Annotated in this window: 22 protein-coding genes and 1 pseudogene; 17 read left to right on the top strand and 6 right to left on the bottom strand. The window is 72.6% G+C overall.

Annotation, left to right across the window (positions count from 1 at the left end; all coding sequences use genetic code 11):
- Positions 1-191 precede the first annotated feature (191 nt).
- The 3 genes from ACE1OA_RS10255 (at position 192) to ACE1OA_RS10245 (ending at position 3,161) form a co-directional block, all read left to right on the top strand.
- The gene (locus ACE1OA_RS10255) at positions 192-1,118 is read left to right on the top strand and encodes a proline dehydrogenase family protein (protein WP_356608113.1); all 927 of its coding nucleotides are present in this window, start codon (positions 192-194) and stop codon (positions 1,116-1,118) included.
- A 30-nt stretch (positions 1,119-1,148) separates the two neighbouring features.
- Positions 1,149-2,789, top strand: coding sequence for an L-glutamate gamma-semialdehyde dehydrogenase (pruA, locus tag ACE1OA_RS10250; protein WP_147979808.1), 1,641 nt, complete (start codon positions 1,149-1,151; stop codon positions 2,787-2,789).
- Positions 2,790-2,924: 135 nt separating this feature from the next.
- Positions 2,925-3,161 carry a hypothetical protein gene (locus ACE1OA_RS10245; RefSeq protein WP_356608110.1) on the top strand — a complete coding sequence of 79 codons (237 nt, stop codon included), beginning with the start codon at positions 2,925-2,927 and terminating at the stop codon, positions 3,159-3,161.
- Between the two features lie 104 nt (positions 3,162-3,265).
- Here ACE1OA_RS10245 and ACE1OA_RS10240 read toward each other — a convergent pair whose 3' ends face one another.
- Positions 3,266-4,156, bottom strand: coding sequence for an alpha/beta fold hydrolase (locus ACE1OA_RS10240; RefSeq protein WP_356608108.1), 891 nt, complete (start codon positions 4,154-4,156; stop codon positions 3,266-3,268).
- A 113-nt stretch (positions 4,157-4,269) separates the two neighbouring features.
- On the opposite strand from ACE1OA_RS10240, the gene ACE1OA_RS10235 reads away from it, so the two are divergent.
- Entirely contained in the window at positions 4,270-4,806 is a 537-nt protein-coding gene (locus tag ACE1OA_RS10235; RefSeq protein ID WP_356608106.1) for a GNAT family N-acetyltransferase, read from the top strand.
- 109 nt (positions 4,807-4,915) lie between these two features.
- Here the strand turns inward: ACE1OA_RS10235 and ACE1OA_RS10230 are convergent, their stop codons facing one another.
- The 3 genes from ACE1OA_RS10230 to ACE1OA_RS10220 are packed head-to-tail and all read right to left on the bottom strand — an operon-like array spanning position 4,916 to position 7,044.
- Positions 4,916-5,653 (bottom strand): hypothetical protein, encoded by a 738-nt coding sequence (locus ACE1OA_RS10230; RefSeq protein ID WP_432752665.1) that lies wholly within the window; start codon positions 5,651-5,653, stop codon positions 4,916-4,918.
- Positions 5,650-5,991, bottom strand: coding sequence for a PadR family transcriptional regulator (locus ACE1OA_RS10225; protein WP_356608102.1), 342 nt, complete (start codon positions 5,989-5,991; stop codon positions 5,650-5,652). The genes ACE1OA_RS10230 and ACE1OA_RS10225 overlap by 4 nt, the downstream gene beginning before the upstream one ends.
- A gap of 36 nt (positions 5,992-6,027) precedes the next feature.
- On the bottom strand, positions 6,028-7,044 hold the full coding sequence (locus tag ACE1OA_RS10220; protein ID WP_432752664.1) for a zinc-binding dehydrogenase: 1,017 nt from the start codon (positions 7,042-7,044) through the stop codon (positions 6,028-6,030).
- Positions 7,045-7,146: 102 nt separating this feature from the next.
- Here ACE1OA_RS10220 and ACE1OA_RS10215 point away from each other — a divergent pair, with 102 nt between their 5' ends.
- The 4 genes from ACE1OA_RS10215 to ACE1OA_RS10200 all read left to right on the top strand — a co-directional run bounded on the left by ACE1OA_RS10215 (position 7,147) and on the right by ACE1OA_RS10200 (position 11,285).
- Positions 7,147-8,028, top strand: coding sequence for a LysR family transcriptional regulator (locus tag ACE1OA_RS10215; RefSeq protein WP_432752663.1), 882 nt, complete (start codon positions 7,147-7,149; stop codon positions 8,026-8,028).
- 221 nt (positions 8,029-8,249) lie between these two features.
- Positions 8,250-8,381: a hypothetical protein gene (locus ACE1OA_RS10210; RefSeq protein ID WP_261992307.1), complete on the top strand. Its 132-nt coding sequence runs from the start codon at positions 8,250-8,252 to the stop codon at positions 8,379-8,381.
- A 533-nt stretch (positions 8,382-8,914) separates the two neighbouring features.
- A complete protein-coding gene (locus ACE1OA_RS10205) occupies positions 8,915-9,955 on the top strand; it encodes a 3-isopropylmalate dehydrogenase (RefSeq protein ID WP_147979816.1) in 1,041 nt (346 codons plus the stop codon).
- 241 nt (positions 9,956-10,196) lie between these two features.
- The gene (locus ACE1OA_RS10200; RefSeq protein ID WP_356608095.1) at positions 10,197-11,285 is read left to right on the top strand and encodes a branched-chain amino acid aminotransferase; all 1,089 of its coding nucleotides are present in this window, start codon (positions 10,197-10,199) and stop codon (positions 11,283-11,285) included.
- Between the two features lie 102 nt (positions 11,286-11,387).
- On the opposite strand, the gene ACE1OA_RS10195 is transcribed toward ACE1OA_RS10200, so the two are convergent.
- Entirely contained in the window at positions 11,388-12,845 is a 1,458-nt protein-coding gene (locus ACE1OA_RS10195) for a cytosine permease (protein ID WP_432752662.1), read from the bottom strand.
- A gap of 137 nt (positions 12,846-12,982) precedes the next feature.
- Between ACE1OA_RS10195 and ureA the strand changes: the two genes are divergently transcribed.
- The 9 genes and pseudogenes from ureA to ACE1OA_RS10150 all read left to right on the top strand — a co-directional run bounded on the left by ureA (position 12,983) and on the right by ACE1OA_RS10150 (position 25,156).
- Positions 12,983-13,681, top strand: a complete 699-nt coding sequence (gene ureA, locus ACE1OA_RS10190) for an urease subunit gamma (RefSeq protein ID WP_356608091.1) — start codon at positions 12,983-12,985, stop codon at positions 13,679-13,681.
- The gene (locus ACE1OA_RS10185; protein ID WP_432752661.1) at positions 13,681-15,363 is read left to right on the top strand and encodes an urease subunit alpha; all 1,683 of its coding nucleotides are present in this window, start codon (positions 13,681-13,683) and stop codon (positions 15,361-15,363) included. The genes ureA and ACE1OA_RS10185 overlap by 1 nt, the downstream gene beginning before the upstream one ends.
- A gap of 10 nt (positions 15,364-15,373) precedes the next feature.
- A complete protein-coding gene (locus tag ACE1OA_RS10180) occupies positions 15,374-16,390 on the top strand; it encodes an agmatine deiminase family protein (RefSeq protein ID WP_356608087.1) in 1,017 nt (338 codons plus the stop codon).
- Between the two features lie 87 nt (positions 16,391-16,477).
- A complete protein-coding gene (locus ACE1OA_RS10175; RefSeq protein ID WP_432752660.1) occupies positions 16,478-17,167 on the top strand; it encodes an HAD family hydrolase in 690 nt (229 codons plus the stop codon).
- A gap of 231 nt (positions 17,168-17,398) precedes the next feature.
- Positions 17,399-17,944 (top strand): TetR/AcrR family transcriptional regulator, encoded by a 546-nt coding sequence (locus ACE1OA_RS10170; protein WP_356608173.1) that lies wholly within the window; start codon positions 17,399-17,401, stop codon positions 17,942-17,944.
- 75 nt (positions 17,945-18,019) lie between these two features.
- Positions 18,020-19,354, top strand: coding sequence for an MFS transporter (locus tag ACE1OA_RS10165; protein WP_386542997.1), 1,335 nt, complete (start codon positions 18,020-18,022; stop codon positions 19,352-19,354).
- Between the two features lie 396 nt (positions 19,355-19,750).
- Positions 19,751-21,367 (top strand): citramalate synthase, encoded by a 1,617-nt coding sequence (cimA, locus tag ACE1OA_RS10160; RefSeq protein ID WP_356608081.1) that lies wholly within the window; start codon positions 19,751-19,753, stop codon positions 21,365-21,367.
- Between the two features lie 50 nt (positions 21,368-21,417).
- A pseudogene (locus ACE1OA_RS10155) lies at positions 21,418-23,745 on the top strand (glycoside hydrolase family 3 protein); the annotation flags it as partial.
- A 76-nt stretch (positions 23,746-23,821) separates the two neighbouring features.
- A complete protein-coding gene (locus ACE1OA_RS10150) occupies positions 23,822-25,156 on the top strand; it encodes a hypothetical protein (protein WP_432752659.1) in 1,335 nt (444 codons plus the stop codon).
- A gap of 51 nt (positions 25,157-25,207) precedes the next feature.
- On the opposite strand, the gene ACE1OA_RS10145 is transcribed toward ACE1OA_RS10150, so the two are convergent.
- The gene (locus ACE1OA_RS10145) at positions 25,208-25,873 is read right to left on the bottom strand and encodes a hypothetical protein (RefSeq protein WP_432752658.1); all 666 of its coding nucleotides are present in this window, start codon (positions 25,871-25,873) and stop codon (positions 25,208-25,210) included.
- Between the last annotated feature and the right edge of the window lie 16 nt (positions 25,874-25,889).

Raw genomic sequence — 25,889 nt, 5'->3', positions numbered from 1 at the left:
CATTCTCGCACTCCGCGCCCCCGCCTTCATACAAATGTCTGAGATGCCGTCCGCGGATGCGTGACAGCTGTCGATGGCACAGGATCGGAGCGATCCTTAGGTTTCACGGTGGTTCTCCGTGCTGTTCCCGTTTCGTTCCATGCGGTCGGGTATCAGCCTCTTTCGACACCCTGCCCTTCTGGAGGTGCCCCGTGCTGGGTCCCGTGATCCTCGCCGCGTCGCGCAGCGACAAGATGCGCCGTTTCGTGTCGGCCGCCCCCGGGACCAAGCAGGTCGTCGACCGCTTCATCGCCGGCGAGACGGTCGACCACGTCATCCCGATCGTCGAGGAGATCACGGGCCGCGGCCTGGAGGTCACCCTGGACGTCGTCGGTGAGGACATCACCACCGTCGAGCAGTCCCACGCCGCCCGCGACGCCTACCTGGAGCTCGTCGGCCGCCTCAAGGAGCTGGGCCTCGGCGAGCGCGCCGAGATGTCGGTGAAGCTCTCGATGTTCGGCCAGGCGCTGGAGGGCGGCCACGAGCTCGCCCTCGCCAACGTCCGCCCCGTCGTCGAGGCCGCCGCCGCGATCGGCACCACGGTCACCCTGGACGCCGAGGACCACACCACCCTCGACTCGATGTTCGCCATCCACCAGGAGCTGCGGAAGGACTTCCCGCAGACCGGCTGCGTCATCCAGGCGTACCTCTTCCGCACCGAGGAGGACGCCCGCCGCCTCGCCGCCGACGGCTCGCGGGTCCGCATCGTCAAGGGCGCCTACAAGGAGCCCGCCTCCGTCGCCCTCCAGGACAAGTCGGAGATCGACAAGGCCTACGTCCGGATCATGAAGATCCTGATGGAGGGCGAGGGCTACCCGATGATCGGCTCGCACGACCCGCGCCTGATCTCCATCGGTCAGGAGCTGGCCCGCCGGGCCGGGCGCAAGCTGGACGAGTACGAGTTCCAGATGCTCTACGGCATCCGCAGCGACGAGCAGAACCGTCTCGCCGCCGAGGGCCACCGGATGCGCGTCTACACGGCCTACGGCACCGACTGGTACGGCTACTTCATGCGCCGCCTCGCGGAGAAGCCGGCCAACCTGCTCTTCTTCGCCCGCTCCATCCTCACCAAGGGCTGAGCCCACCTCTCACAAGGAGTAACGAGACTCATGGACGCTGTCACCCAGGTCCCCGCTCCGGTCAACGAGCCGGTGCACAGCTACGCCCCCGGTTCCCCCGAGCGCGCCCGTCTGGAGACGAAGCTCAAGGAGCTGGCCGAGAACCCGCGCGACCTGCCGATGACCATCGGCGGCGTCAAGCGGATGGGCGGCGGCGAGCGCGTCGACGTCGTGCAGCCGCACAACCACAAGGCCGTCATCGGCACCTTCGCCGGCGCCACCGAGCAGGACGCCCAGGAGGCCATCGACGCCGCCCTGGCCGCCGCCCCGGCCTGGCGCGCGATGTCCTTCGACGACCGCGCCGCGATCATCCTGCGCGCCGCCGAGCTGCTCGCCGGCCCCTGGCGCGAGACGCTGGCCGCTTCCACGATGCTGGGCCAGTCCAAGACCGTCCAGCAGGCCGAGATCGACACCCCGTGCGAGCTCGTCGACTTCTGGCGCTTCAACGTGGCCTACGCCCGCCAGATCCTGGCCGAGCAGCCGCCGGCGAACTCCCCGGGCGTGTGGAACCGACTGGACCACCGCCCGCTGGAGGGCTTCGTCTACGCGATCACGCCGTTCAACTTCACGGCCATCGCGGGCAACCTGCCCACCGCCCCCGCCCTCATGGGCAACGTGGTGATCTGGAAGCCGTCCCCGACCCAGACCCACTCCGCGGTGCTCCTCATGGAGCTCCTGGAGGAGGCCGGTCTGCCCAAGGGCGTCATCAACCTGGTCACCGGTGACGGCATCGCCGTCTCCGAGGTCGCCCTGAACCACCCCGACCTGGCCGGCATCCACTTCACCGGCTCGACCAAGACCTTCCAGCACCTGTGGAAGACGGTCGGCAACAACATCGAGAAGTACCGCTCCTACCCGCGCATCGTCGGCGAGACGGGCGGCAAGGACTTCGTCGTCGCGCACCCCAGCGCCGACCGCGCGATCCTGAAGACCGCGCTGACCCGCGGCTCCTTCGAGTTCCAGGGCCAGAAGTGCTCGGCGTCCTCGCGCGCGTACGTCCCGGCCTCCATCTGGAACGACGGCTTCAAGGAGGAGTTCGCGGCCGAGGTCGACGGCATCAAGATGGGTGACGTCACCGACCTGTCGAACTTCATCGGCGCCGTCATCGACGAGCGTTCGTTCGCCAAGAACAAGGCCGCGATCGACCGCGCGAAGGCCGACGAGACCTGCACGATCGTGGCCGGCGGCACCTACGACGACGCGGAGGGCTACTTCGTCCGCCCGACCGTCATCGAGTGCTCCGACCCGGAGAACGAGGTCTTCACGACCGAGTACTTCGGCCCGATCCTCGCGATCCACGTGTACGACGACAGCTCCGCCGACGCGTACGACGCCATGCTGACCCAGATGGAGTCCGTCTCGGACTACGCCCTGACGGGCTCGGTCATCTCGGGCGACCGCGCCGCGACCGCGCACACGATGGAGAAGCTCCGCTTCGCCGCGGGCAACTTCTACATCAACGACAAGTCGACCGGTGCCGTCGTCGGCCAGCAGCCGTTCGGCGGAGGCCGCGCCTCCGGCACGAACGACAAGGCCGGCGCCCCGCAGAACCTGATGCGCTGGACGCTGACCCGCGCCATCAAGGAGACGCTGGTCCCGCCGACCGAGTACGGCTACCCCCACATGGGCTGACGCCCCCCGGGCCTCCGTGCGGAGGCCCGCCCCCGACACCGCCCCCCTCCTTGGTCCCCCAACCGAGGACGGGGGCGGTTCTCATGCGGCGGGCTTACGCTGCTGTGAGGGGGAGACGAGGCGAGGAGGCGCGGCATGCCCGGTTCGACCACGCTTGGCCCCGGCCACGGGATGGACGTGATCGACCATCCCGACGCGCAGCGACTGACGGCCGTGATGACCCGGCTGCACCGACTGCTGACCGTGTCCGGCCCCGGCGGCCTCACGGACGCCCAGGTCGCGGCGCTGTGCGGTGTCGGGAAAACCGACCGCGAGGAGTTCACCACCTGGCTGGGCGCCCTGAACGACCAGCTCCGCAAGGCCACGGCCTGACCCCACCGCCCCCGTCCCGGGGGCGGTCGTCTCGGCCTTGATCCGGGACCATTCGTCAGCGAACGCCATGTCCACCCCCGTGTTCGGCGTCGTGCCGTTCGACCCTATACGGCCGGTCCGACAGTCCGTTCGAGGAAATCGCCGATCAGCTCGGCGATCGCCGGGGCGTGGGTCTCCAGGGCGAAGTGGCCCGTGGGCAGCAGGTGGATCTCCGCGTCCGGGAGGTCGCGGCGGAAGGCCCGCGCCCCCGCCGGGACGAAGACCTCGTCCCCCTCGCCCCAGACCGCGAGCAGTGGCACCCGGCTCGTGCGGAAGTACTCCTGGAAGGCGGGGTACAGCGCGAAGTTGCTCCCGTAGTCGCCGATCAGGTCCAGCTGGATGTCGTCCTGGCCGTCCCGTGCCATCAGGGCCGCGTCGTGGTGCCAGGCGTCCGGGCTGAGGAGGTCGCGGTACTCGGCCGGGACGCCCGTCTCGTACTGCCACCGGATGCCGTCGAGCGAGCGGATGCCGCGGACCGGCTCCTCGGTGGCGGGGGTGCGCTCGGCGATCATCGCGAGGACCGGTGCCCAGGCGTCGGCGCCGAGGCCCTCGTCGTACGCGTTGCCGTTCTGGCTGACGATCGCGGTGACGCGTTCGGGGTGGGCCAGCGCGAGGCGCAGCCCGATGGGGGAGCCGTAGTCCTGGATGTAGAGCGCGAACCTGTCGAGGCCGATGGTCTCGGTGAACTCCGCCGTGAGCGAGGCCAGTTCGGCGAAGGTGTAGTCGAACTCCTTCGCCGACGGGGCGGCGCTGCGGCCGAAGCCCAGATGGTCGGGCGCGATGAGGTGGTAGCGGTCGGCGAGCAGCGGGATCAGGTCGCGGAACATGTGCGAGCTGGTGGGGAAGCCGTGCAGCAGCAGGAGGGCCGGCGCGTCGGCCGGGCCCGCCTCGCGGTAGTGGATCTCGTGGCCGCGGACGATGGCGGTGCGGTGGTGGACCGGGAGCGTGATGGCCATATCTAACCCCTCGAAGCGTGTTCGCCGGTGACAAGACGAGTCAAGCAGGCGTCAATCTAACCTGTCAATGAATTTTAGAAGGTTAGAAGAGAGAGGGGGGGGAGACTGAGGGCATGACCGTGAGGACCGCACCCACCCACGCCGTCGGCGCCGAACGCCTGCGCGCCGTGCGGGAGATGCTCGACGACGCCTTCGACGGCGACTTCTCCGACGACGACTGGGACCACGCCCTGGGCGGAGTCCACGCCTGGATCGAGGACGGACGGGGCGTCGCCGCCCACGGCAGCGTCGTCATGCGCCGGATCCGCCACGACGGCCGCTCGTACCGCGTCGGATACGTCGAAGGTGTCGCCGTCCGTGCCGACCGGCGCCGGGAGGGCCTCGGCGGCGCCGTCATGGCCGAGCTGGAGCGGGTGATCGACGGTGCCTACGCCTTCGGCGCGCTGTCCGCCTCCGACGAGGGCGCCGCGCTCTACCGGGCGCGCGGCTGGGAGGTGTGGAGCGGCCGGATCCAGGCCCTCGGGCCCGACGGCGTCGTCGACCTCCCGGGCGAGGAGGGCAGCACCTTCCTCCGCCCGGCCGCGGGCGGGGTGCTCCCGGCTCCCGCCGCCCCGCTCGTCTTCGACTGGCGCGACGGCGACCTGCTCTGAGGCGTGCCGCGGAAGGGGTGATCAGGCAGGGCTCTCGGCGATCCGGCCCGCCGGCCCGATCCGGCCCGATCGGCAGGACGCGCGCGGCGCCGGCGGCGGCCCGCCGTCGTCAGCGCCCGGCCGAGCCGCCACGGCGGGCGTATCCCGCCTCCGACTCCAGCTTCGCCGTGTACGTCGCCGAGATCGCCCAGCCCACACCGAACAGCGCGATGACGTATCCGGGCAGCCCCAGCCCGGACAGGGCCGCGCCGAGGACCGCCAGGACGGCGACCCCCCAGATCACCAGCGCCACCTTGCCGCGACGGCTCAGGAACAGCCACTCCCGCGGGGGCGCCGGCGGTGCCGCCAGTTCGCCCGCCGGGCCCGCACTCGCCGCCTTCGGCCGCTTGAAGTAGCCGTACACCAGCCACTCGCCGCACAACTCCCAGCCCTCGGGCTCCAGTTCGCCCAGAACCTTGTCCCGCCGCCGACCGCTGACCACCTCGCGCCGGTACTCCCAGCGCAGCGCCACCCCCGGCGCGCGGCGGCAGACGAACCGGCCGAGCGCGTCGAGCGACTCGACCTCCCAGCCCTGGTCCCCGTGGACCTCCAGCATCCGGCGGTCGTTGAAGAGGTCGGCGGTCCAGGTCCACCGCTCCGCCCGCTCGTCGGGCTCGCCGGGCGGCGGCGCCAGGCCCCCGAGCTGCGCCGCGAAGGCGGCGGCCGGACCGAACTCCGCCCGCGCGTCCGCCCCCGTCTGCGCGAGGTGCCCGCGCAGGTCCTCGACCGTCGCGGCGACCTGCGCCTCGGGCACGCCCGAGCCGCGCAGCGCCCGGGCGAGCTCCTCGAAGTAGGTGTCCGTCGTCATGGTGTCCGTCCCCCTGGTCGCAGCATGGTCTGTACGGAGCGGTGGAAGGCCAGCCAGGCCCCGCTCTCGGCCGCGAGGCTCGTGCGGCCCCGCTCGGTGAGCCGGTAGTAACGGCGGCCCGGCCCGCGCTCGGCGGCCCGGAACTCGGCCTCCACCAGGCCCGCCTCCTCCAGCCGGTTCAGGACGGGGTACAGCGTCCCGCCCTTGATCTCGCCGAGCCCCGCCTCCGCGAGGGCCTTGGCGATCTCGTACCCGTAGCTCTCGCCGTCGGTCAGGCGGGAAAGCACGAGCAGGTCGAGGACTCCCTTGAGCCAGCTGGATCTACGGTCGGCGGCCATGGGGACATCCCACCACTGACTAGGTAGGAACACAACCTAGATAGCCATGCCTGATCGGGAGACCAGCGCCTTCCCGACGTTCTCGCCGTGCAGCATGCCGAGGAACGCGTCCACGATGCGGTCGAAGCCCTCCGTCACCGTCACGTCCAGCGGCAGCCGCCCGCTCCGCAGGTGCGGCACCGCGAAGTCGTACAACTCCGCCTGCGCGTCCATGTGGTCGCGCACCAGGAACCCTTCGAGCCGGATGCTCTTCCCCACCAGGTCGAAGAGGTTGCGCGGGGCGGGCGGGGGAGCGGAGAGCGAGTGGTACTGGGCGACGGCGCCGACCCAGGCGATCCGGCCGTACTCGCGCAGCGCGTCGATCGACGCCTCCAGATGGTCGCCGCCCACCCCGTCGAGCGCGATGTCCACCCCGTCCGGCGCCGCCTTCGCCAGCAGTGCGGTGACGGGCCCGTCGTGGTAGTCGAAGGCCGCGTCGAAGCCGACCCGTTCGGTGAGGTGGGCGACCTTGCGCGCCGAGCCCGCGCTGCCGACGAGCCGCCCCGCGCCCAGCAGCCGGGCGAACCGTCCGGCCGCGGTGCCGACCCCGCCCGCCGCCGCCGAGACGAACAGGTCCTCGCCGGGCTGGAGCCGGGCGATCCGGGTCAGGCCGACGTACGCCGACAGGCCCGTGCCGCCCAGGACGCTCAGGTGCGCGGCGAGCGGCACGCCCTCGAAGTCCGGCACCGGGCGCACCTCGTCCCGTGCCAGCACGGAGTGGGTGCGCCAGCCCTTGCGGTGCAGGACCAGGTCGCCGGGGGACAGGCCGGGGGCGCGGGACTCCAGGACCCGGCCGAGGGTCCGCCCCTCCATGGGGGAGTTCAGCGTCCACAGGAAGTCACCGTCCATCGCCTCGCGGTGGTACGGGTCCACGGACCACTGGAGGTTCTCTACGAGCGCGGTGCCCGGCGCCGGTGCGGGCACGGGCGCCTCGACGAAGGCGAAGTGCGCGGGGGTCGGGAAGCCCTCGGGGCGCGCGGTCTGCTGGACGGTGATCATGGTGTCGTTCGTCATGGCGGAGACCGTAGGAGGGAATGGCCGGGTCGGGCAGGGGGTTGCGTCGATGGCGCCAGCCGATCCATGAATCCTTCTCATACGTCCAGGTGGGAGCCCCCGATGACCGACCTCGCCCCGCACGAACTGCGCGTCCTGGTGGCGGTCGGGCGCGCCGGCGGCTTCTCGGCTGCCGCCGCGGATCTCGGCATGACGCAGTCCGCCGTCTCGCACTCGGTGCGCGGCAGCGAACGCAAGCTCGGGGCGGTCCTCTTCGTACGGGGACGGGCCGGCGCCACGCCGACGGAGGCCGGAGAGCGGGCCCTCGCCCACGCCCGCCGGGTGCTGCGGCTCCTGGACGTGATGGCGGCGGAGGTGCGGGGCGCGGGCGGCGGCGACGGCGCGGGAGCCGGACCGCTGCGGCTGCGGATCGCCGCCTTCCGCAGCGCCGCCCTGCATCTGCTGCCGCCCGTACTGGCGCGGCTGGCCGCCGGGCACCCCGAGATCGTCCCCGAGGTGCGGATCGTGCGCGAGGTGGGACGCGGCACGGCCGGTGAAGTCCTGGACGGGCGGGCGGACATCGGCATCGCGACGATCGGGACCACCTCTCCCGTGCCGCCGGACCTCGTCGGGGGAGTGCTCCTGGAGGAGGGGTACGCGCTGGTGCATCCGGCGGGACACCCGGCGCCGCGCTCGCTCCCGCTGGTCGACTGGGTGGAGAACTGCACCTCGTACACCCGGGAGTGGTGGGCGGCGCAGGACTGGCTGCCGCCGGCCACGGTGCGGGCCGAGGACGACGGGGCGGTGCTCTCGATGGTGGGCAGCGGTTTCGGCATGGCCGTGATGCCCGAACTGTCCCTGACGGCCGCACCGCCCTCCGTCCAGGTCACCGATCTGGGCCCGGCGCGCCCGACCCGGTCCGTCGGCTACGTCACCACTCCTGAACTGGCGAGATCCCTGGCGGTACGGGCGCTCATCCGGGAGCTGCGGGGCGGTGCGGGCTGATCGCCGTCTCAGATAGTAGGAAGTCCGAGTAATTGTGGAGACAGATGCGGGTGCCTGTCCTAGCTTTGTAGGAGCCGAACGTCTCGCTTCATCAGCGAATGGCGGTCGAGAGCGCGATGCCCCTGTGCAGGTAACCCCTGCGGCGGCGCTCCCCGCCCCCTCCGGCGCCTTCGATCACCACTGATCTCGGATCATCACTGATCTCAAGGAGTCGATCCCTCATGGCCACTCAGACCGCCCGCCGTGTCCGCCACACCGCCACCCACCCCAGCGACGACGCCCGCAAGAACGCCGCGGCCGCCCTCCAGCGGGCCCTCGACCGCCGCGACAACGGCGGCGAGACGGGTCACTGACGAGACCGCTCACCGACGTGACGGTCCCTCGCGGGACCGGCCGCCGATAGGACCGTCCTGGCCGGTGCGCCGCACCGCCCCGACCCGGTCGCCGGCCGGGGCCCGGCCGATACCCGCCCGGCCCCGCGCCGGTGCGCGGGACCGGGACCCGTCGGCGTCGGGCCCGGGTGCTCCTGCCCCGCGGTCCGGTTCCGACCGCCCCGGCGTGCCGCCGCGCGCCCCGCGCCGTGCCGCGTCACCCGCCGGCGCGACCCTGCTCGACACGACCCGGCCGGACGCCCCGGCCGGGGTCGTCGTGCTTCCGTTTCGCCGCTCCCATGGCCGATCCGCCCCGATCCGGCGGCCACCGGGGACCGCACGAGCCCCCGCCGGCCGCCGTGCGCCCTCCGGGGTGCCGAGGCGTGCCGCCCTGCCCCCGCCCGCCTTCCGCTCCGACGGCCACGCGCCCCGTGGGACCTGCTCGCGCGCGACGCGAACCGTCCGCATCGTGGACAGAGCGTGTCAGGCACTGGGACGAGGAGTAGGGTGCCGACATGTCTCACAGCATCGATCTCGCAGTCATTCCCGGCGACGGCATCGGCCAGGAGGTCGTGGCCCAGGGCCTCAAGGTCCTCGCCGCCGTCCTTCCGCAGGACGTGAAGCTGGAGACCAAGGAGTACGACTTCGGCGCCCGGCGCTACCACGCGACCGGTGAGACCCTCACCGACGCGGACGCCGAGGCCCTCAAGCAGCACGACGCCATCCTGCTCGGCGCGATCGGCGACCCGTCGGTCCCCTCCGGCGTCCTGGAGCGCGGCTTCCTGCTGAAGCTCCGCTTCCTCTTCGACCACCACGTCAACCTGCGTCCGTCGAAGCTGCTGCCCGGCGTCTCCACCCCCCTCAAGGGCGAGCCGGAGATCGACTTCATCGTGGTCCGCGAGGGCACCGAGGGCCCGTACACCGGCAACGGCGGTTCGATCCGCACCGGGACCCCGCACGAGGTCGCCACCGAGGTCTCCGTGAACACGGCCTTCGGTGTCGAGCGCGTGGTCCGGGACGCCTTCGCCCGCGCCCAGGCCCGTCCCCGCAAGAAGCTGACGCTGGTCCACAAGAACAACGTCCTGTCCTTCGCGGGACACCTCTGGACCAACATCTTCAACAAGGTCGCCACGGAGTTCCCCGAGGTCACCACCGACTACCTGCACGTGGACGCGGCGACGATCTTCCTCGTCACCGACCCGGCCCGCTTCGACGTGATCGTCACCGACAACCTCTTCGGCGACATCATCACCGACCTCGCCGCGGCCGTCTCCGGCGGCATCGGCGTCGCCGCCTCGGGCAACATCAACCCGAGCCGCGAGTTCCCCTCGATGTTCGAGCCGGTCCACGGCTCCGCGCCGGACATCGCGGGCCAGGGCAAGGCCGACCCCACGGCCACGGTCCTGTCCGTCGCGCTCCTCCTGCGCCACCTCGGGCACGAGGCCGAGGCGGCCCGGGTCGAGGCCGCCGTGGCCGCCGACCTGACCGAGCGCGGGGACTCCGTCCGGACCACGGAAGAGATCGGCGACGCGCTCGCGGTACGCGTAGCGAGCTGACCCGCCGACTGCTCTCTCACAGCCGCCGGGTCGCATCTGCACCCGGCGGCTGTACCTGTGTGGGCGTCGGGTGTCACCATCCCCTCATGGACCACGCACACACCGTTTCCGTGCACCGTCCCCCACGAGCGATAATCGGACGTGGGGCCGCGGCATGCGGGAAAGCTCGGACGTCCTAGCAGAGCACTGATAGCGGCGTGAGCGCGGTCCGTCACACACAACCGGTGAAGGACAAGCACTCATGACGACGCCCACCATCGAGCTCAAGCCCTCCTCCAGCCCGCTGTCCGACGCGGAGCGCGAGGCGATCCTGGCCAGCCCCGGATTCGGCCGCCATTTCACCGACCACATGGTGACGATCCGGTGGACCGAGGGGCGTGGCTGGCACGACGGTCAGCTCGTGCCGTACGGCCCGCTCTCCCTCGACCCGGCCACCAACGTCCTGCACTACGCCCAGGAGATCTTCGAGGGCCTGAAGGCGTACCGCAGGCCCGACGGCTCCGTCGCCACCTTCCGCCCCGACGCCAACGCGCGCCGGTTCCAGGCGTCCGCCCAGCGGCTGGCCATGCCGGAGCTGCCCGTCGAGACCTTCATCGAGGCCTGCGACGTGCTGGTCCAGCAGGACAAGGCGTGGGTTCCGGCGCACGGTGGCGAGGACTCCCTCTACCTGCGTCCCTTCATGATCGCGACCGAGGTCGGCCTGGGTGTCCGCCCGGCCAACGAGTACCTCTTCGTCGTCATCGCCTCGCCGGCGGGCCCGTACTTCCCCGGCGGCGTGAAGCCGGTCTCCATCTGGCTCTCCGAGGACCGCGTCCGCGCCGTCCCGGGCGGCATGGGCGACGCCAAGACCGGCGGCAACTACGCCGCCTCCCTCCTCGCCCAGGCCGAGGCCGCGGCGAAGGGCTGCGACCAGGTCGCCTACCTCGACGCCGTGGAGCACAAGTGGGTCGAGGAGCTCGGCGGCATGAACCTGTACTTCGTGTACGGGAACAAGATCGTCACCCCCACGCTGACCGGCTCGCTGCTGGCCGGCATCACCCGTGACTCGCTGCTCCGCCTGGCGCAGGACCTCGGGTTCGAGTCGGAGGAGACCCGTGTCTCCATCGACCAGTGGCAGGCCGACAGCGAGAACGGCACCCTGACGGAGGTCTTCGCCTGCGGTACGGCCGCGGTGATCACGCCGGTCGGCACGGTGAAGTCGGCGCGCGGCGAGTGGCAGCAGTCCGGCGGGCAGCCGGGCGAGGTCACGATGAAGCTGCGCGACGCGCTCCTCGCCATCCAGACGGGCAAGGCCGAGGACGTCCACGGCTGGACGCACGAGCTGGGCTAGGACCTGTCCGGGACCCCGGACGGCGGAAGCCCCCGGAGCGGCCGTGGCGGCCGCCCCCGGGGCTTCCCGCGTTTCCGGGGCCCGCGATTCCCGGGCGCCCGTTCAGGACGCGACGGGTTCCTCGTCGCGTCCTCGGTCCCGTCCCTCGTCCCGTCCCCGTTCGGCAGCCCGCGCCCGCACGGCGGCCGCCCCTGGCGTCAGCGCCGCGTACAGCGCCCCGCCGACCAGTCCCGACAGCACGAAGCTGCAGTCGATCCCGCCGGTCAGGTCCAGCAGCGGACCCTCGTACAGCGGGGTCGAGACCCCGGCCAGGCCCACCGCCGCGCCGATCGCCCAGGACGCCGTGGCCCGCGGGTGCCAGCCCGCCCGGTACCAGTACGCGCCGCCCCGGGTTCCCCGGTTGTAGACCTGGAGCGCCTCCGGGTCGTACACCCCGCCGCACCGCGCGTGGCCGATCAGGGTGATCACCGCCCAGGGCGTGCCGATCGCCGTCAGCAGCAGGACGAACGACGTCATCGCCGTCTGCGCGTCGGAGGCGAAGTGGCCCAGGAAGACGAAGGCCGTCGCCACGGCGGCCACCACCAGCGTCGCCCGTGCGCGCGTCGCGCGGGGCAGGATCGCGTCGAGGTCGAGGCCCATCGAGTACAGCATCAGCCCCGCGTTGCCGACCGAGCCGGCGGTCGCCGCGAGCAGCAGCGGCACCAGGTACCAGACGGGCGAGGCCGCGACGAGGGGGCCCGCGTAGTCCAGGCCGCCGCGGGCCGCCAACGCCGTGTACGTGCCGAAGAGCTGAGGGACCAGCAGGCCGGCGAGCAGGCCCAGACAGGTGGTCCGCCAGACCGTCCGCGTGCTGTGCCGCTCGGGGGAGACGTAGCGGGTGTAGTCGCCGAGCAGGGTGATGAAGGCGACCGGGCCGCTGAGTCCGGCCGCGACCGCGGACAGCACCCAGGTCGGCCAGAACGAACCGAGCAGGTACGGGGTGTCCGGAGGGGCGGCCGTGGTGAAGTCCCCGGCGTAGGCGACGAGTCCGAGTGCGAGGAGCAGGGTCATCCCGACCGTGAGCGCCTTGCTGAGCCGTAGCAGGAGCCGGTAGCCGTGGACCGCGCCGACGGCCGTGCAGGCCGCGAGCACCGCGTACACCACGGTGTGCGCGACGCCGCCGGTCGGCAGGCCGGTCAGCCGGGCGAGCGTGCCGACCATCACGTCCCCGCCGATCCACAGCGTCAGCGCGGTGTAGCCGAGGGAGAGCAGCAGGCCGACCACCGAGCCGACCAGCCGGCCGCGGACGCCGAAGAAGGCGCCGCTGGAGGTCGACAGGTTGGTCGCGGTCCGCAGCGAGACCAGCGCGAGGGGAGCCGTGACGGCCACCCCGACGAGCGTGCCGGCGACGACGGAGGTCACCGACGCCCACAGCCCGAGACCGAAGGAGACCGGTAGCCAACCGAAGACGATCACGCCCAGGCACAGGTTCGAGCCGAGCAGGATCGAGAGGAGGTCGCGGGGACCGCTGGTGCGTTCCGCCTCGGGGATGGTGTCGACTCCGCGCTGTTCCATCGGCATGCGGGACTCCCTGTGGTGTGCGCCGTTCGCCAGAATTTGAGTGCCGCTCAATGTGACTTACGCGAGTGGGTCGCGTCAATGCTTGGAAGACTGGACTTCAGCATTTAGAGTGACGTTCAAACAGGAGGTGTTTCCAGGTGCGACTGACCCCCACCGAACGTGACCGGCTGCTGCTCTTCGGCGCCGCCGAGCTCGCCCGGGCCAGGCGGGCGCGGGGCCTGCGGCTCAACGTCCCCGAGGCGACCGCGCTGATCGCGGACACCGTCTGCGAGGCGGCCCGCGACGGCCGGCGGCTCGCCGAGGCGATCGCCGCGGCCCGGTCCGTCCTCGGTCCGGACGACGTCCTGCCGGGCGTCGCCGACGTCGTCACCGAGGTGCACGTCGAGGCCGTCTTCGACGACGGCTCGCGGCTCGCGGTCGTCTCCGACCCGATCGGCGGGGGATCGCTGGGGGAGGCCGCCCCGGGCGCCCTCCTCCCGGCGCCCACCGAGGCGGAGCGGCCGCCCGCCCTGACGCTGACGGTCCGCAACACCGCGACCGTCCCGGTCAGCGTCACCTCGCACTTCCACTTCTTCGAGGCCAATCCGCGTCTGGACTTCGACCGTGCGGCGGCCTACGGCATGCGGCTGGCGGTGCCGGCGGGTTCGTCGTTCCGGTTCGATCCGGGTGGCGTGGCCGAGGTCGGTCTCGTGCCGATCGGCGGTGCCCGCGTCGCGATCGGTTTCGCCGGTCTGGTCGACGGTCCGCTGGACGCGCCGGGCGCGAAGGAGGAGGCGCTGCGCAGGGCGGCCGCCTGCGGCTACCTGGGCACCGAGGCCCCGAAGGAGGGCGAGTGATGGACCCCTACGAGTACGCGTCGGTGCACGGCCCCCGCGCCGGCGACCGGGTCGTCCTGGGAGACTCCGGGCTCGTCGTCCGGGTCGAGTCGGACTCGCAGAAGCCCGGGGACGAGTTCCTCGCGGGCTTCGGCAAGACCGCCCGCGACGGTCTGCACCTGAAGGCGGCGGCCGTCCGCGAGACCTGCGACGTGGTGATCAGCAACGTGCTGGTGATCGACGCGGTGCAGGGCATCCGCAAGGTGTCGATCGGCATCCGCGAGGGCCGGATCCACGCCGTCGGACGGGCCGGCAACGCCGACACCCTCGACGGGGTCGACGTCGTCGTCGGCACCGGCACCTCGATCGTGTCCGGCGAGGGCCTGATCGCCACCGCCGGAGCCGTCGACACCCATGTCCACCTGCTCTCGCCGCGGATCATGGAGGCGTCGCTGGCGAGCGGCGTCACCACGGTCATCGGCCAGGAGTTCGGGCCCGTCTGGGGCGTCGGCGTCAACTCCCCGTGGGCCCTCAAGCACGCTTTCGGCGCCTTCGACGCGTGGCCGGTCAACATCGGCTTCCTGGCACGGGGTTCGTCCTCGGATCCGGCCCCGCTGGTCGAGGCGCTGGCCGAGGGCGGGGCGTCCGGTTTCAAGGTCCACGAGGACATGGGCGCGCACACCCGGGCCCTGGACACCGCGCTGCGGGTGGCCGAGGAGCACGACGTCCAGGTCGCGCTGCACAGCGACGGCCTGAACGAGTGCCTGTCGGTGGAGGACACCCTGCGGGTGCTGGAGGGCCGGACGATCCACGCCTTCCACATCGAGGGCTGCGGCGGCGGCCACGTGCCGAACGTGCTGAAGATGGCCGGCGTGCCGAACGTCATCGGCTCCTCCACCAACCCCACCCTGCCCTTCGGCCGCGACGCGGTCGCCGAGCACTACGGGATGATCGTCTCCGTCCACGACCTGAAGACCGACCTGCCCGGCGACGCCGCGATGGCGCGCGACCGGATCCGGGCCGGGACGATGGGGGCGGAGGACGTCCTGCACGACCTGGGCGCGATCGGCATCACGTCCTCGGACGCCCAGGGCATGGGAAGGGCCGGCGAGACCGTACGCCGGACCTTCGCCATGGCCGGGAAGATGAAGGCGGAACTCGGCCCCCTGGAGGGCGACGGCGCGCACGACGACAACGCGCGCGTCCTGCGCTACATCGCCAAGCTCACCATCAACCCGGCGATCGCCCACGGCCTCGCGCACGAGATCGGCTCCCTGGAGGTCGGCAAGATGGCCGACATCGTGCTCTGGCGCCCGCAGTACTTCGGCGCCAAGCCCCAGATGGTCATCAAGAACGGCTTCCCCGCGTGGGGCGTGACGGGTGATCCCAACGCCGCCACCGACACCTGCGAACCCCTCGTCCTCGGCCCCCTGTTCGGCGCCCACGGCGCCACCCCCGCGGACATCTCCGTCGCCTTCGTCGCCCAGGCCGCCGTCGACCTCGGCTCGGACGCCATGCCCACCCGCCGCCGCCGGGTCGCCGTCCGCGGCACCCGGGGCATCGGCCCCCGGAACCTGCTCCTCAACTCCCGCGTCGGCGACGTGGGCGTCGACGACCGGACCGGCCTCGTGTCCCTCGACGGTGAGCCGATCCGATCCGAACCCGCCGAGTCCGTCTCCCTCAACCGCCTCTACTTCCTCTAGGACCCGAACCATGACTTTCCGTATGCCGCCCGAGTGGGCCCCGCACGAGCGCACGTGGATGGCCTGGCCGGGCCCCAACCCCACCTTCACCGACGAGGAGGAACTCGCCGAGGCCCGCGCCGCGTGGGCGGCGGTGGCCCGTGCCGTGCGCCGCTTCGAGCCGGTGACGATGGTGGTCGGGCAGGGCGGCGCCGAGTCCGCCCGTGCGCTGCTCGGGCCGGACGTCGAACTGGTGGAACGCGAGCTCGACGACGCCTGGATGCGGGACATCGGCCCCACCTTCGTGGTGGACGGCTCCGAGCTCGCCGCCGTGGACTGGGTGTTCAACGGCTGGGGCGCGCAGGACTGGGCCCGCTGGGAGCACGACTCCAAGATCGCCCGTCAGGTGGCGGACCTGGTGGGCGTGCCGGTGCTGAGCAGCCCCCTGGTGAACGAGGGCGGCGCGATCCACGTCGACGGCGAGGGCACGGTCCTGCTGACCGACACGGTCCAGCTCGGCGCCGGGCGCAACCCGGAGTGGACCCGCGAGCAGGTCGAGGCCGAGATCCACGCCAGGCTCGGGACCACGAAGGCCATCTGGCTCCCGCACGGCCTGGCCGGCGACTACGGCCTGTACGGCACGCAGGGGCACGTCGACATCGTCGCCGCCTTCGCGGCGCCGGGCGTCGTGGTCGTCCACAGCCAGCAGGACCCGGCGCACCCCGACCACGAGCGCTCGCGGACGTACGTGGACATCCTCCGCCGCCAGACGGACGCGAAGGGCCGCGCCCTGGAGGTCGTCGAGGTCCCGGCCCCGACCGTCCTCAAGGACGAGGAGGGCGACTGGGTCGACTACTCGTACATCAACCACTACCTGTGCAACGGCGGCGTGGTGCTGTGCGGTTTCGACGACCCGAACGACGAGATCGCCGCGGGCATCTTCCGCCGGCTCTTCCCCGAGCGGACCGTGACGCTGGTGGACGCGCGCACCGTCTTCGCGGGCGGCGGCGGCATCCACTGCATCACCCAGCAGCAGCCGAAGGTCTGATCCCGGTTCCGTCCGCGGTCGCCGCCGAGCGGGCGGCGACCGGGGACGGTCTTGCGCGCGCTCCGGGGCAGGGCCAGGATCGGCCTCATGATCAAGGGCGTCATGTTCGACTTCTCCGGGACCCTCTTCCGCGTCGAGCCGACCGAGGAGTGGCTGCGCGCCGTCGTGACCGACTCCGGGATCGACCTGCCGGAGACCGAACTCCTCGCCCTGGCAGGGCGGCTGGAGGAAGCGGGCGCCCTGCCGGGCGGGGCCTCGCCACGCGCCCTGCCGGCCGCGCTGGAGCCGCTGTGGCGTGCGCGGGACCTGAGCGCGGGGCAGCACCGCGCCGCGTACACCGCCCTCGCCCGGGAGGCCGGGCTGCCCGCTCCGGGGCTCGCCGACGCGCTGTACGACCGGCACCTCGAACCCGCGGCCTGGCGGCCCTACCCGGACACCGTGGCCACTCTCGACGGGCTGCGCCGACGGGGCGTGCCCGTCGCCGTCGTCAGCAACATCGGCTGGGACCTGCGCCCGCTCTTCCGTGACCACGGGGTGGACCCGCTGATCGACGCGTACGTGCTGTCCTTCGAGCACGGGGTGCAGAAGCCCGATCCCGCGCTGTTCGCGGCGGCCTGCGAGGCGCTCGGCCGGGCGCCCGCCGACGTCCTCATGGTGGGCGACGACCGCGTCGCCGACGGCGGCGCGGCGGCGCTGGGCTGCTCGGTCCACTTCGTCGACCACCTGCCCGCGGACCGCCGGCCGGACGCCCTCGGGGCCGTGCTGGACCTGCTGTGACGGGGCGGTGGGCGGCGGCCCGCCCTCCGGGGCGGCGTCGGTCACGCGGCCGGACCCGGCCCGATCGGCACGACGCCCCCGAGCGCGCCCGCCGTCCCTGGTGAGGCCTTCGGCCGTGGGGCCGGACGGGGCATGAGGTAGAACGTACGAGTGACCCGCACCAGCCCGCCCGCAGGCTCCCGCCGCCGCAACCAGGCCGCCCCGCCTCGCGAGGACGTCCTCGCCGCCGCCATGGACACCATCGCCGCGCGCGGACTCGACGGGCTGACCATGGCCGGGCTCGGGCGCGAGGTCGGCATGAGCAGCGGGCACCTCCTCTACTACTTCCGCACCAAGGACGAGCTGCTGCTGCAGACCCTGGAGTGGAGCGAGGGGCGCCTCGGCGCCGAACGCAGCGCGCTGCTGTCCCGGCCGGGTACCGCCCGCGAACGGCTGGACGGGTACGTCGACGTGTACGTGCCCGACGGCCCGCGCGATCCGCACTGGACGCTCTGGCTGGAGGTCTGGAACCGGTACCAGGGAGCCGGCGACGACGCCCGCGCCCGGCAGGCCGCCATCGAGGGGGCCTGGCACCGCGACCTGGTGGCGCTCCTCGCCGAGGGCATCTCCCGCGGTGAGTTCCGGGCCGTGGACCCCGACCGCTTCGCCGCCCGGATGCGGGCCCTGCTCGACGGCTTCAGCGTCCACGTGGCGGTCGGCATCCCCGGCTTCGGGCGCGAGCAAGTCCTGGAACACGTACGGGAGTTCGTCGAACAGAGTCTGCTGGTGCGACCGTAAGGCACGTAAGTACTCCCGATCGTTGCGCGCTACACCCTTGTTGCCCGTCCGTGTCGTCCGGCACGGTTCCGGTCCATGGGACGAGAGCACTGGAAGAAGATCTGGGTCGGCTCGGCCGGCAACATGGTCGAGTGGTTCGACTGGTTCGTGTACGCGAGTTTCGCGACCTACTTCGCGGGGGCGTTCTTCCCCGAAGGGAACGACACCGCCAAGCTCATGAACACGGCCGGCATCTTCGCCGTCGGGTTCTTCATGCGGCCCGTCGGCGGCTGGCTGCTCGGCCGGGTCGGTGACCGCAAGGGCCGCAAGGCGGCGCTCACCCTCACCGTGACGCTGATGTCCGCGTCGGCCGTCCTGATCGCCGTCGCCCCCACCTACTCGGTCGCCGGCTACGGCGGCGCGGCCGTCCTCCTCGTGGCCCGGCTGCTCCAGGGCCTGTCGGTCGGCGGCGAGTACGCGGCCAGCGCCACGTACCTCACCGAGGCGTCCGCCCCGGAGCACCGCGGCTTCGCCTCCAGCTTCCAGTACGTGTCGATGACCGCGGGGCAGGTCGTCGGGCTCGGCCTGCAGATCGTGCTGCAGCGCACGATGTCCGCCGAGGCCCTGCACAGCTGGGGCTGGCGCATTCCCTTCGTCATCGGGGCGCTCGGCGCGGCCGTCGTCTTCTACCTGCGGCGCAACATGCTGGAGACCGACGTCTACGAGGAGTCCGCCGACGAGGGCGTCGCCGGCGACGAGAAGGGCACGATCAAGGCGCTCTGGGCCCACCGGCGCGAGGCGTTCCTCGTCGTCGCCCTCACCATGGGCGGCACCGTGGCGTACTACACGTACACCACCTACCTGACGAAGTACCTCTCCAACTCCGCCGGGCTGCCCAAGCAGACCGCGACCCTGGTCTCGTTCTGCGCGCTGATCGTCTTCGCCTGCCTCCAGCCGCTCGCGGGACGGCTGTCCGACCGGATCGGCCGCCGCCCGCTGCTGATCACCTTCGCGGTCGGCTCCACACTGCTCACCGTGCCGATCATGACGATGCTCCGGCACGCCGGCTCGTTCTGGCCCGCGCTGGGTCTCTCCCTCCTCGCGCTGGTCGTCGTCACCGGCTACACCTCGATCAACGCGTGCGTGAAGGCGGAGCTCTTCCCGACCGGCATCCGCGCCCTGGGGGTGGCCCTGCCGTACGCCGTCGCCAACGCGCTCTTCGGCGGCACCGCGGAGTACGTGGCGCTGTGGTTCAAGGACGCGGGGATCGAGTCCGGCTACTCCTGGTACGTGGCGGGCTGCGCGGCCGTCTCGCTGATCGTCTACCTGACGATGCGCGAGACCCGCGACATCGACCTGGGCCGGGTCGGCCGTACCGACGCGCCGGTTCTCCCGCGCGACCGGGCGGAGACCCCGGCCGCCACGCGCTGAGACGCCGCCGGCACGCGGTCTCCCGGGGGCCGGGGGACCGCGCCGGCACGGCCCCGCGCCTCGTCGCGCGGGCCCGGTCCGCCCGGCCGTCCAGCGACCTGACCGCATCGTGAGATCCGTGTCCACGGGACGGGGTCGATGTGGGAGACTGCGGGCGTGCTCGCTCCCACCATGATTATCGGCAGCAGCGCGCCGGTCCGCAGTGACCGCTGACCCGTGGCTCGATCCCCGCGGCAGTGGACACCGTGCCCCAGACCCGCGCGCAGACCTCTCGCACCCGCGAGGGGTTTTTTCGTTTTCCGGCCCCACCGTCGCCGGAGACGGACGGCGCGTGAAAAATGGGGGCAAGTGGATCCATACCTTCCGGAGCCACATCCGACAGGAGCCATCACAGTCATGACCACGGAGACCGACGCGAGCCCGCGTCCCGACGACAGCTTCCATGTCTTCGACACCACGCTGCGCGACGGGGCGCAGCGCGAGGGCATCAACCTCACCGTCGCGGACAAGCTGACCATCGCGCGGCACCTCGACGAGTTCGGCGTGGGCTTCATCGAGGGCGGTTGGCCCGGCGCCAACCCGCGTGACACGGAGTTCTTCGCGCGTGCCCGCCAGGAGATCGACTTCCGGCACGCACAGCTCGTCGCCTTCGGCGCGACCCGCCGGGCCGGAGGCAGCGCCGCCGACGACCCGCAGGTCAAGGCCCTCCTCGACTCCGGCGCCCCGGTGATCACGCTCGTCGCCAAGTCCCACGACCGGCACGTCGAACTCGCCCTGCGGACCACCCTGGACGAGAACCTGGAGATGGTCCGCGACACCGTCGCGCACCTGCGCTCCCAGGGGCGCCGGGTCTTCGTCGACTGCGAGCACTTCTTCGACGGCTACAAGGCCAACCCGCAGTACGCGAAGGCCGTCGTCCGCGCGGCCCACGAGTCCGGCGCCGACGTCGTCATCCTCTGCGACACCAACGGCGGCATGCTCCCGGCCCAGATCCAGGCCGTCGTCGCCACCGTCATCGCCGACACCGGCGCCCGCCTCGGCATCCACGCCCAGGACGACACCGGCTGCGCCGTCGCCAACACCCTGGCCGCCGTCGACGCCGGCGCCACGCACGTCCAGTGCACCGCCAACGGCTACGGCGAGCGGGTCGGCAACGCCAACCTCTTCCCGGTCGTCGCGGCCCTGGAGCTCAAGTACGGCAAGACGGTCCTGCCCCCGGGCGCGCTCGCCGAGATGACCCGGATCTCCCACGCCATCGCCGAGGTCGTCAACCTGACGCCCTCCACCCACCAGCCCTACGTGGGCGTCTCCGCCTTCGCCCACAAGGCCGGACTGCACGCCTCCGCCATCAAGGTCGACCCCGACCTGTACCAGCACATCGACCCCGAGCAGGTCGGCAACACCATGCGGATGCTCGTCTCCGACATGGCCGGACGCGCCTCCATCGAGCTCAAGGGCAAGGAGCTGGGCGTCGACCTCGGCGGCGACCGCGAGCTCGTCGGCCGGGTGGTCGAGCGGGTCAAGGAGCGCGAACTCCAGGGCTACACCTACGAGGCCGCGGACGCCTCCTTCGAACTGCTCCTCCGCGAGGAGGCGGAGGGCCGGGCCCGCCGCTACTTCCGCACGGAGTCCTGGCGCGCGATCGTCGAGGACCGACCCGACGGCACCCACGCCAACGAGGCCACCGTGAAGCTCTGGGCCAAGGGCGAGCGGATCGTCGCCACCGCCGAGGGCAACGGCCCCGTCAACGCCCTCGACCGGGCGATGCGGGTCGGCCTGGAGCGGATCTACCCGCAGCTCGCCAAGTTCGAGCTGGTGGACTACAAGGTCCGCATCCTGGAGGGGCGCCACGGCACCGAGTCCACGACCCGGGTCCTGATCACCACCAGCGACGGCAACGGCGAGTGGTCGACCGTCGGCGTCGGCGAGAACGTGATCGCCGCGTCCTGGCAGGCCCTGGAGGACGCCTTCACCTACGGACTGCTGCGGGTGGGCATCGACCCGGCCGAGTAGCCGCGCGTCGTACCGGTTCTCCGGGACCGGTACACCCCAGCATGTCCGGTATGACTGGTCATACCTTCTGTGCGGCGCGGACGCGCACGGCGGCGGCCGTCGCGGCCGGCGCCGTGCTCACCGGATGCCTCACCGCGACAGCGACAGCCGCCGGGCCCGCGACCGCACGGCCCCCGGACCCGGTGCGCGTCACCGCCTCCCCGGTCACCACGGTGGCCGAGGGGGGCACGGCCCGCGTCCGCCTCACCGTCGACTCGGCCCGCCCCCTGGAGCATCCGGTGACGGTCCGGTGGACGACCTCCGCGTCCGTTCGCGCCACCGGCCCCGGCCCGGCGGCGCGCGGCGGAGCGGCGGGTGCGCCGGGCGCCGTCACCCGCCCGGGAACCGCATGGCCCGGACGGGACTACCGGGCGTCCTCCGGCACGGTCACCTTCCCCGCGGGCAGCCGGCCCGGAGCCGCACGGACCGTCGAGGTCGCCACCGTCCGCGACCGCACCCCCGAGGTCGCCGAGACCGTCCCGGTCACCCTCGACGTCACCGGGGCCGCGGGTCCCGAACGCGACCCGCTGGTCGTCGTCGACGCGCACGGGCTGCCGTACCTCGACCCTGGACTCCCCGTCCGCGAGCGGGTCGCCGACCTCCTCGGGCGGATGACGCTCGCCGAGAAGGCGGGCCAGATGACCCAGGCCGGCCGCAACACCCTCGCCGCCCACGAGGACATCACCTCCTACGCCCTGGGCTCGGTGACCTACGAGGCGGAGGCGGCGGGCTCACCGGCGCAGCCGCCGGCGGCCTGGCGGAAGGTCACCGACACCTACCAGTGGTACGCGCGCGCCACCCGGCTGCAGATCCCGCTGCTCCTGGCCACCGACGCCGTGCACGGACACTCCTTCGTGCGGGGCGCCACGGTCATGCCGCACAACATCGGGCTCGGCGCCGCCCGGGACCCCGCGCTCGTCGAGCGACTCGCCGCGATCACCGCCGAGGAGGTGCGGGCCACCGGGATCGCCTGGAACTTCGCGCCCTGCGTGTGCGTCGTGCGCGACGTGCGCTGGGGCCGCACCTACGAGTCCTTCGGGGAGGACCCGGAGCTCGTCGCCTCGCTGGCGGTCGCCGTCCGGGGGCTCCAGGGCGCCGCCGACGGCCGGGACCTCGCCCGCAACGACAAGGTGCTCGCCACCGCCAAGCACTTCGTCGGCGACGGCGGCACCGCCTACGGCTCCGGCCGGCCGCCGTACCTCATCGACCAGGGCGTCACCCGGATCGACCGGGGGGAGCTGGAGGCCGTGCACGTCGCCCCGTTCCGGCAGGCGATCGGTCTCGGCGCGGGCTCGGTCATGCCCTCCTTCTCCTCGCTCGAACTGACCGGGGAGCGCGGCGGACCGGTGAAGATGCACTCGCACGGCGAGATGATCAGCGGCCTGCTGAAGAGCGAACTCGGGTTCCGGGGCATCGTCGTCAGCGACTGGGAGGCCGTCGACCAGATGCCGGGGGACGCCGTCAGCGACGTACGGGACGCGGTCAACGCCGGCATCGACATGAACATGGCCCCGCTCACGTACAAGGAGTTCGGCCGGATCGTCGCCGACGAGGTCGCCGCCGGCCGGATCCCGACCGCCCGGATCGACGACGCCGTCGGCCGGGTACTGGAGCAGAAGTTCCGGCTCGGGCTCTTCGAGAAGCCGTACGCCGACACCACGCACCTGGCCGGGATCGGCTCCGCCGAGCACCGTGCCGCGGCCCGGGAGGCCGTCGCCCGCTCGCAGGTCCTCCTGAAGAACGGCGGGAGCCTGCTGCCGCTGCGGACCGGGCAGCGGGTGTACGTCGCCGGCTCCAACGCCGACGACCTCGCCCACCAGGCGGGCGGCTGGACCGTCGGCTGGCAGGGCGCCGGCGGCCGGGCGATCCAGGGCACCACCATCCTGGACGGCATCCGCAGGGCGGATCCGCGGGCGCGGGTCACCTACTCCCAGGACGCCTCGGCGCCGACCGCCGGGCACGACGTGGGGGTGGTCGTCGTCGGCGAGACGCCGTACGCGGAGGGGGTCGGCGACGTCGGCGTCAACGGCCACGACCTGGAGCTGTCCGAGGACGACGGGAAGGCCGTCGACCGGGTCTGCGCGGCGATGCGGTGCGCGGTGCTGGTCGTCTCCGGACGTCCGCAGCTCCTCGGGGACCGGCTCGGGGAGATCGACGCGCTGGTCGCCTCCTGGCTGCCGGGCAGCGAGGGCGACGGCGTCGCCGACGTGCTCTACGGCCGGCGGGCCTTCTCCGGGCGCCTGCCGCTGACCTGGCCGCGCTCCGCCGAACAGCTGCCCCTGAACGCCGGCGACCGCGGCTACGACCCGCAGTTCCCGTACGGATGGGGTCTCACCACCAGGGCCGTCGCGCGCTGACCGCACACTGTCCGGTCAGCAGGTCTGAATATGCCTCTTTAGGGGTAATCCAGGTGATATGAGGACGAGGATTCCCATGCTGTCGGCCGTCGGCGGGCTGCTCATGCTCCTGCTCCTGGTCCTGGCCCCGACCGCGGGGGCCAGGGCCACGGGGATCCCCGACGCCGCCGACGCGCTGAAGCAGGGCCCGGTCTACGTCGACCCCGGCGCGGCGGACCAGATGTCCGCGGCGCAGGCGGACGCCCTCGCCCGGAAGATCAAGGACGCGGACAAGGCGCTGTTCGTGGCGGTCCTTCCCGCGAACAACCAGTTCCCCGCCGACAACCTGCTGCGGAACCTGCGCACCGAGACCGGCGTCACCGGCCTCTACGCGGTTCGCCTCGGCGACGGCTTCGACGCCGGCGCCGACCGCGCGGTCATGTCCCGCGCCGCCGTCGACAACCTCGTCACGTCGGTGCGCCAGCCCGGCGTGGACGCCGTCACCGAGCTGAACAACTTCGTCGACCAGGCCCTGCCGACCATGCGCGGCTCCGCCCCGGCCTCCTGGAGCGGCGTCGGCGGCACGAGTGACGGCGTCCCGGTCGGCGGGCTGATCACCCTCGGCGCGGTCGTCGTCGCGGGCGGCGCCGGCGCCTACGCGATCACCCGGCGCAACCGCCTCCGCAAGGAGGCCGAGGAGCGCGCGGCCCTCGACAAGCTCCGGGTGGTCGTCGACGAGGACATCACCGCCTTCGGCGAGGAGCTGGAGCACCTGGACTTCCACCCGGCCGAGCCCGGCGCCGACGACGCCATGCGCGGCGACTACGAACGCGCCCTCGACGCCTACGACAAGGCCAAGTCCCTGATGGGCTCCGCCACCCGCCCGCACGACGTCCGGCCGGTGACCGAGCAGCTGGAGGACGGCCGGTTCTCGCTGGCCGTCCTGGCCGCACGGCGGGAGGACCGCCCCCTGCCCGAACGCCGGTCCCCGTGCTTCTTCGACCCGCGCCACGGCCCCTCGACCGAGGACCGCGTCTGGACCCCGGCCGGCGGCGCCACCCGTGAAGTCCCGGTCTGCGCCGCCGACGCGGCCCGCCTGGACGACGGCCGGGACCCGATGACCCGCACCGTCGAAGCCGACGGCGTCCGCCGCCCGTACTGGGAGGCGGGCCCGGCCTACGGCCCCTGGGCGGGCGGCTACTTCGGCGGTATGCTCCCCGGCCTCCTCGTCGGCACGATGCTCGGCTCGATGCTCGCCACCCCGGCCTACGCCTCCGAGTACGGCGGAGGCGACTTCCAGGGCGGTGACTTCTCGGGCGGCGACTTCAGCTCCGGCGACTTCGGGTCGGGTGATTTCGGCGGCGGCGGCGACTTCGGCGGTGGCGGCGGCTTCGACGGCGGCGGCGGGTTCTGACGCCGGCACCGGGCCGCGGCCGGGGATCGTCCCGGCCGCGGCCCGTGCCGCTCAGAGCAGCGGCGCCCGGACCGACATCAGCAGGTGCCGGTGGGCGGTGCCCGACGCGTCGGTGAGCAGGGCGCGCTGTCCCGGGCCGAGGAGCCGGAAGCGGACGGAGTCCGAGGCGAAGGAGTGCAGCGCGTCCAGCAGGTACCCGGGGTTGACGGCGACCGTCAGGGACTCCGCGCCGCCCTCCAGGACGGCCGGCAGGCGCTGGGAGGCCACGTCGTCCTCGCACCCCGCCCGGAGGTGGACGGCGTCCTCGGTGAAGCGGAGCTGGACCGGGCTGTCGCCCTCGGCGACCACCGCGACCCGGCCCACCGCCTCCGTCAGCGGCGCCAGGGCCGTCTCGGCGACCGCGTGCTCCCCGAGCGCGAAGAGCATGTCGTGGCGGGGGAGGCGCCCGTCGAGCAGGCGGGTGGTGGTGCGGGTGCGCGCGCTCTCGAAACCGATCGAGCCGGCGTCCAGGGCCAGGGCCCGGCCGTCCCGTTCGGTGTCCGCCGCCAGCTCGATGCGGGCCGAGGCCTCGTAGTCCCGGCCGGAGATCCTCAGCCCACCGTCCGCCGCCTCCAGGAGCAGCCCGCCCAGCACGGGTACGGGCGAACGGGCGGGCAGGACGCGGGACGCCCAGGCCACGGCTTCGGTCAACGCACTGCTGTCGATACGGAATTCCATGGCGCGGACGCTAAGG

It is taken from the genome of Streptomyces sp. JL2001, from assembly GCF_050917515.1.
Lineage (GTDB): Bacteria > Actinomycetota > Actinomycetes > Streptomycetales > Streptomycetaceae > Streptomyces.
This window is presented reverse-complemented; position numbering and strand designations above follow the sequence as displayed.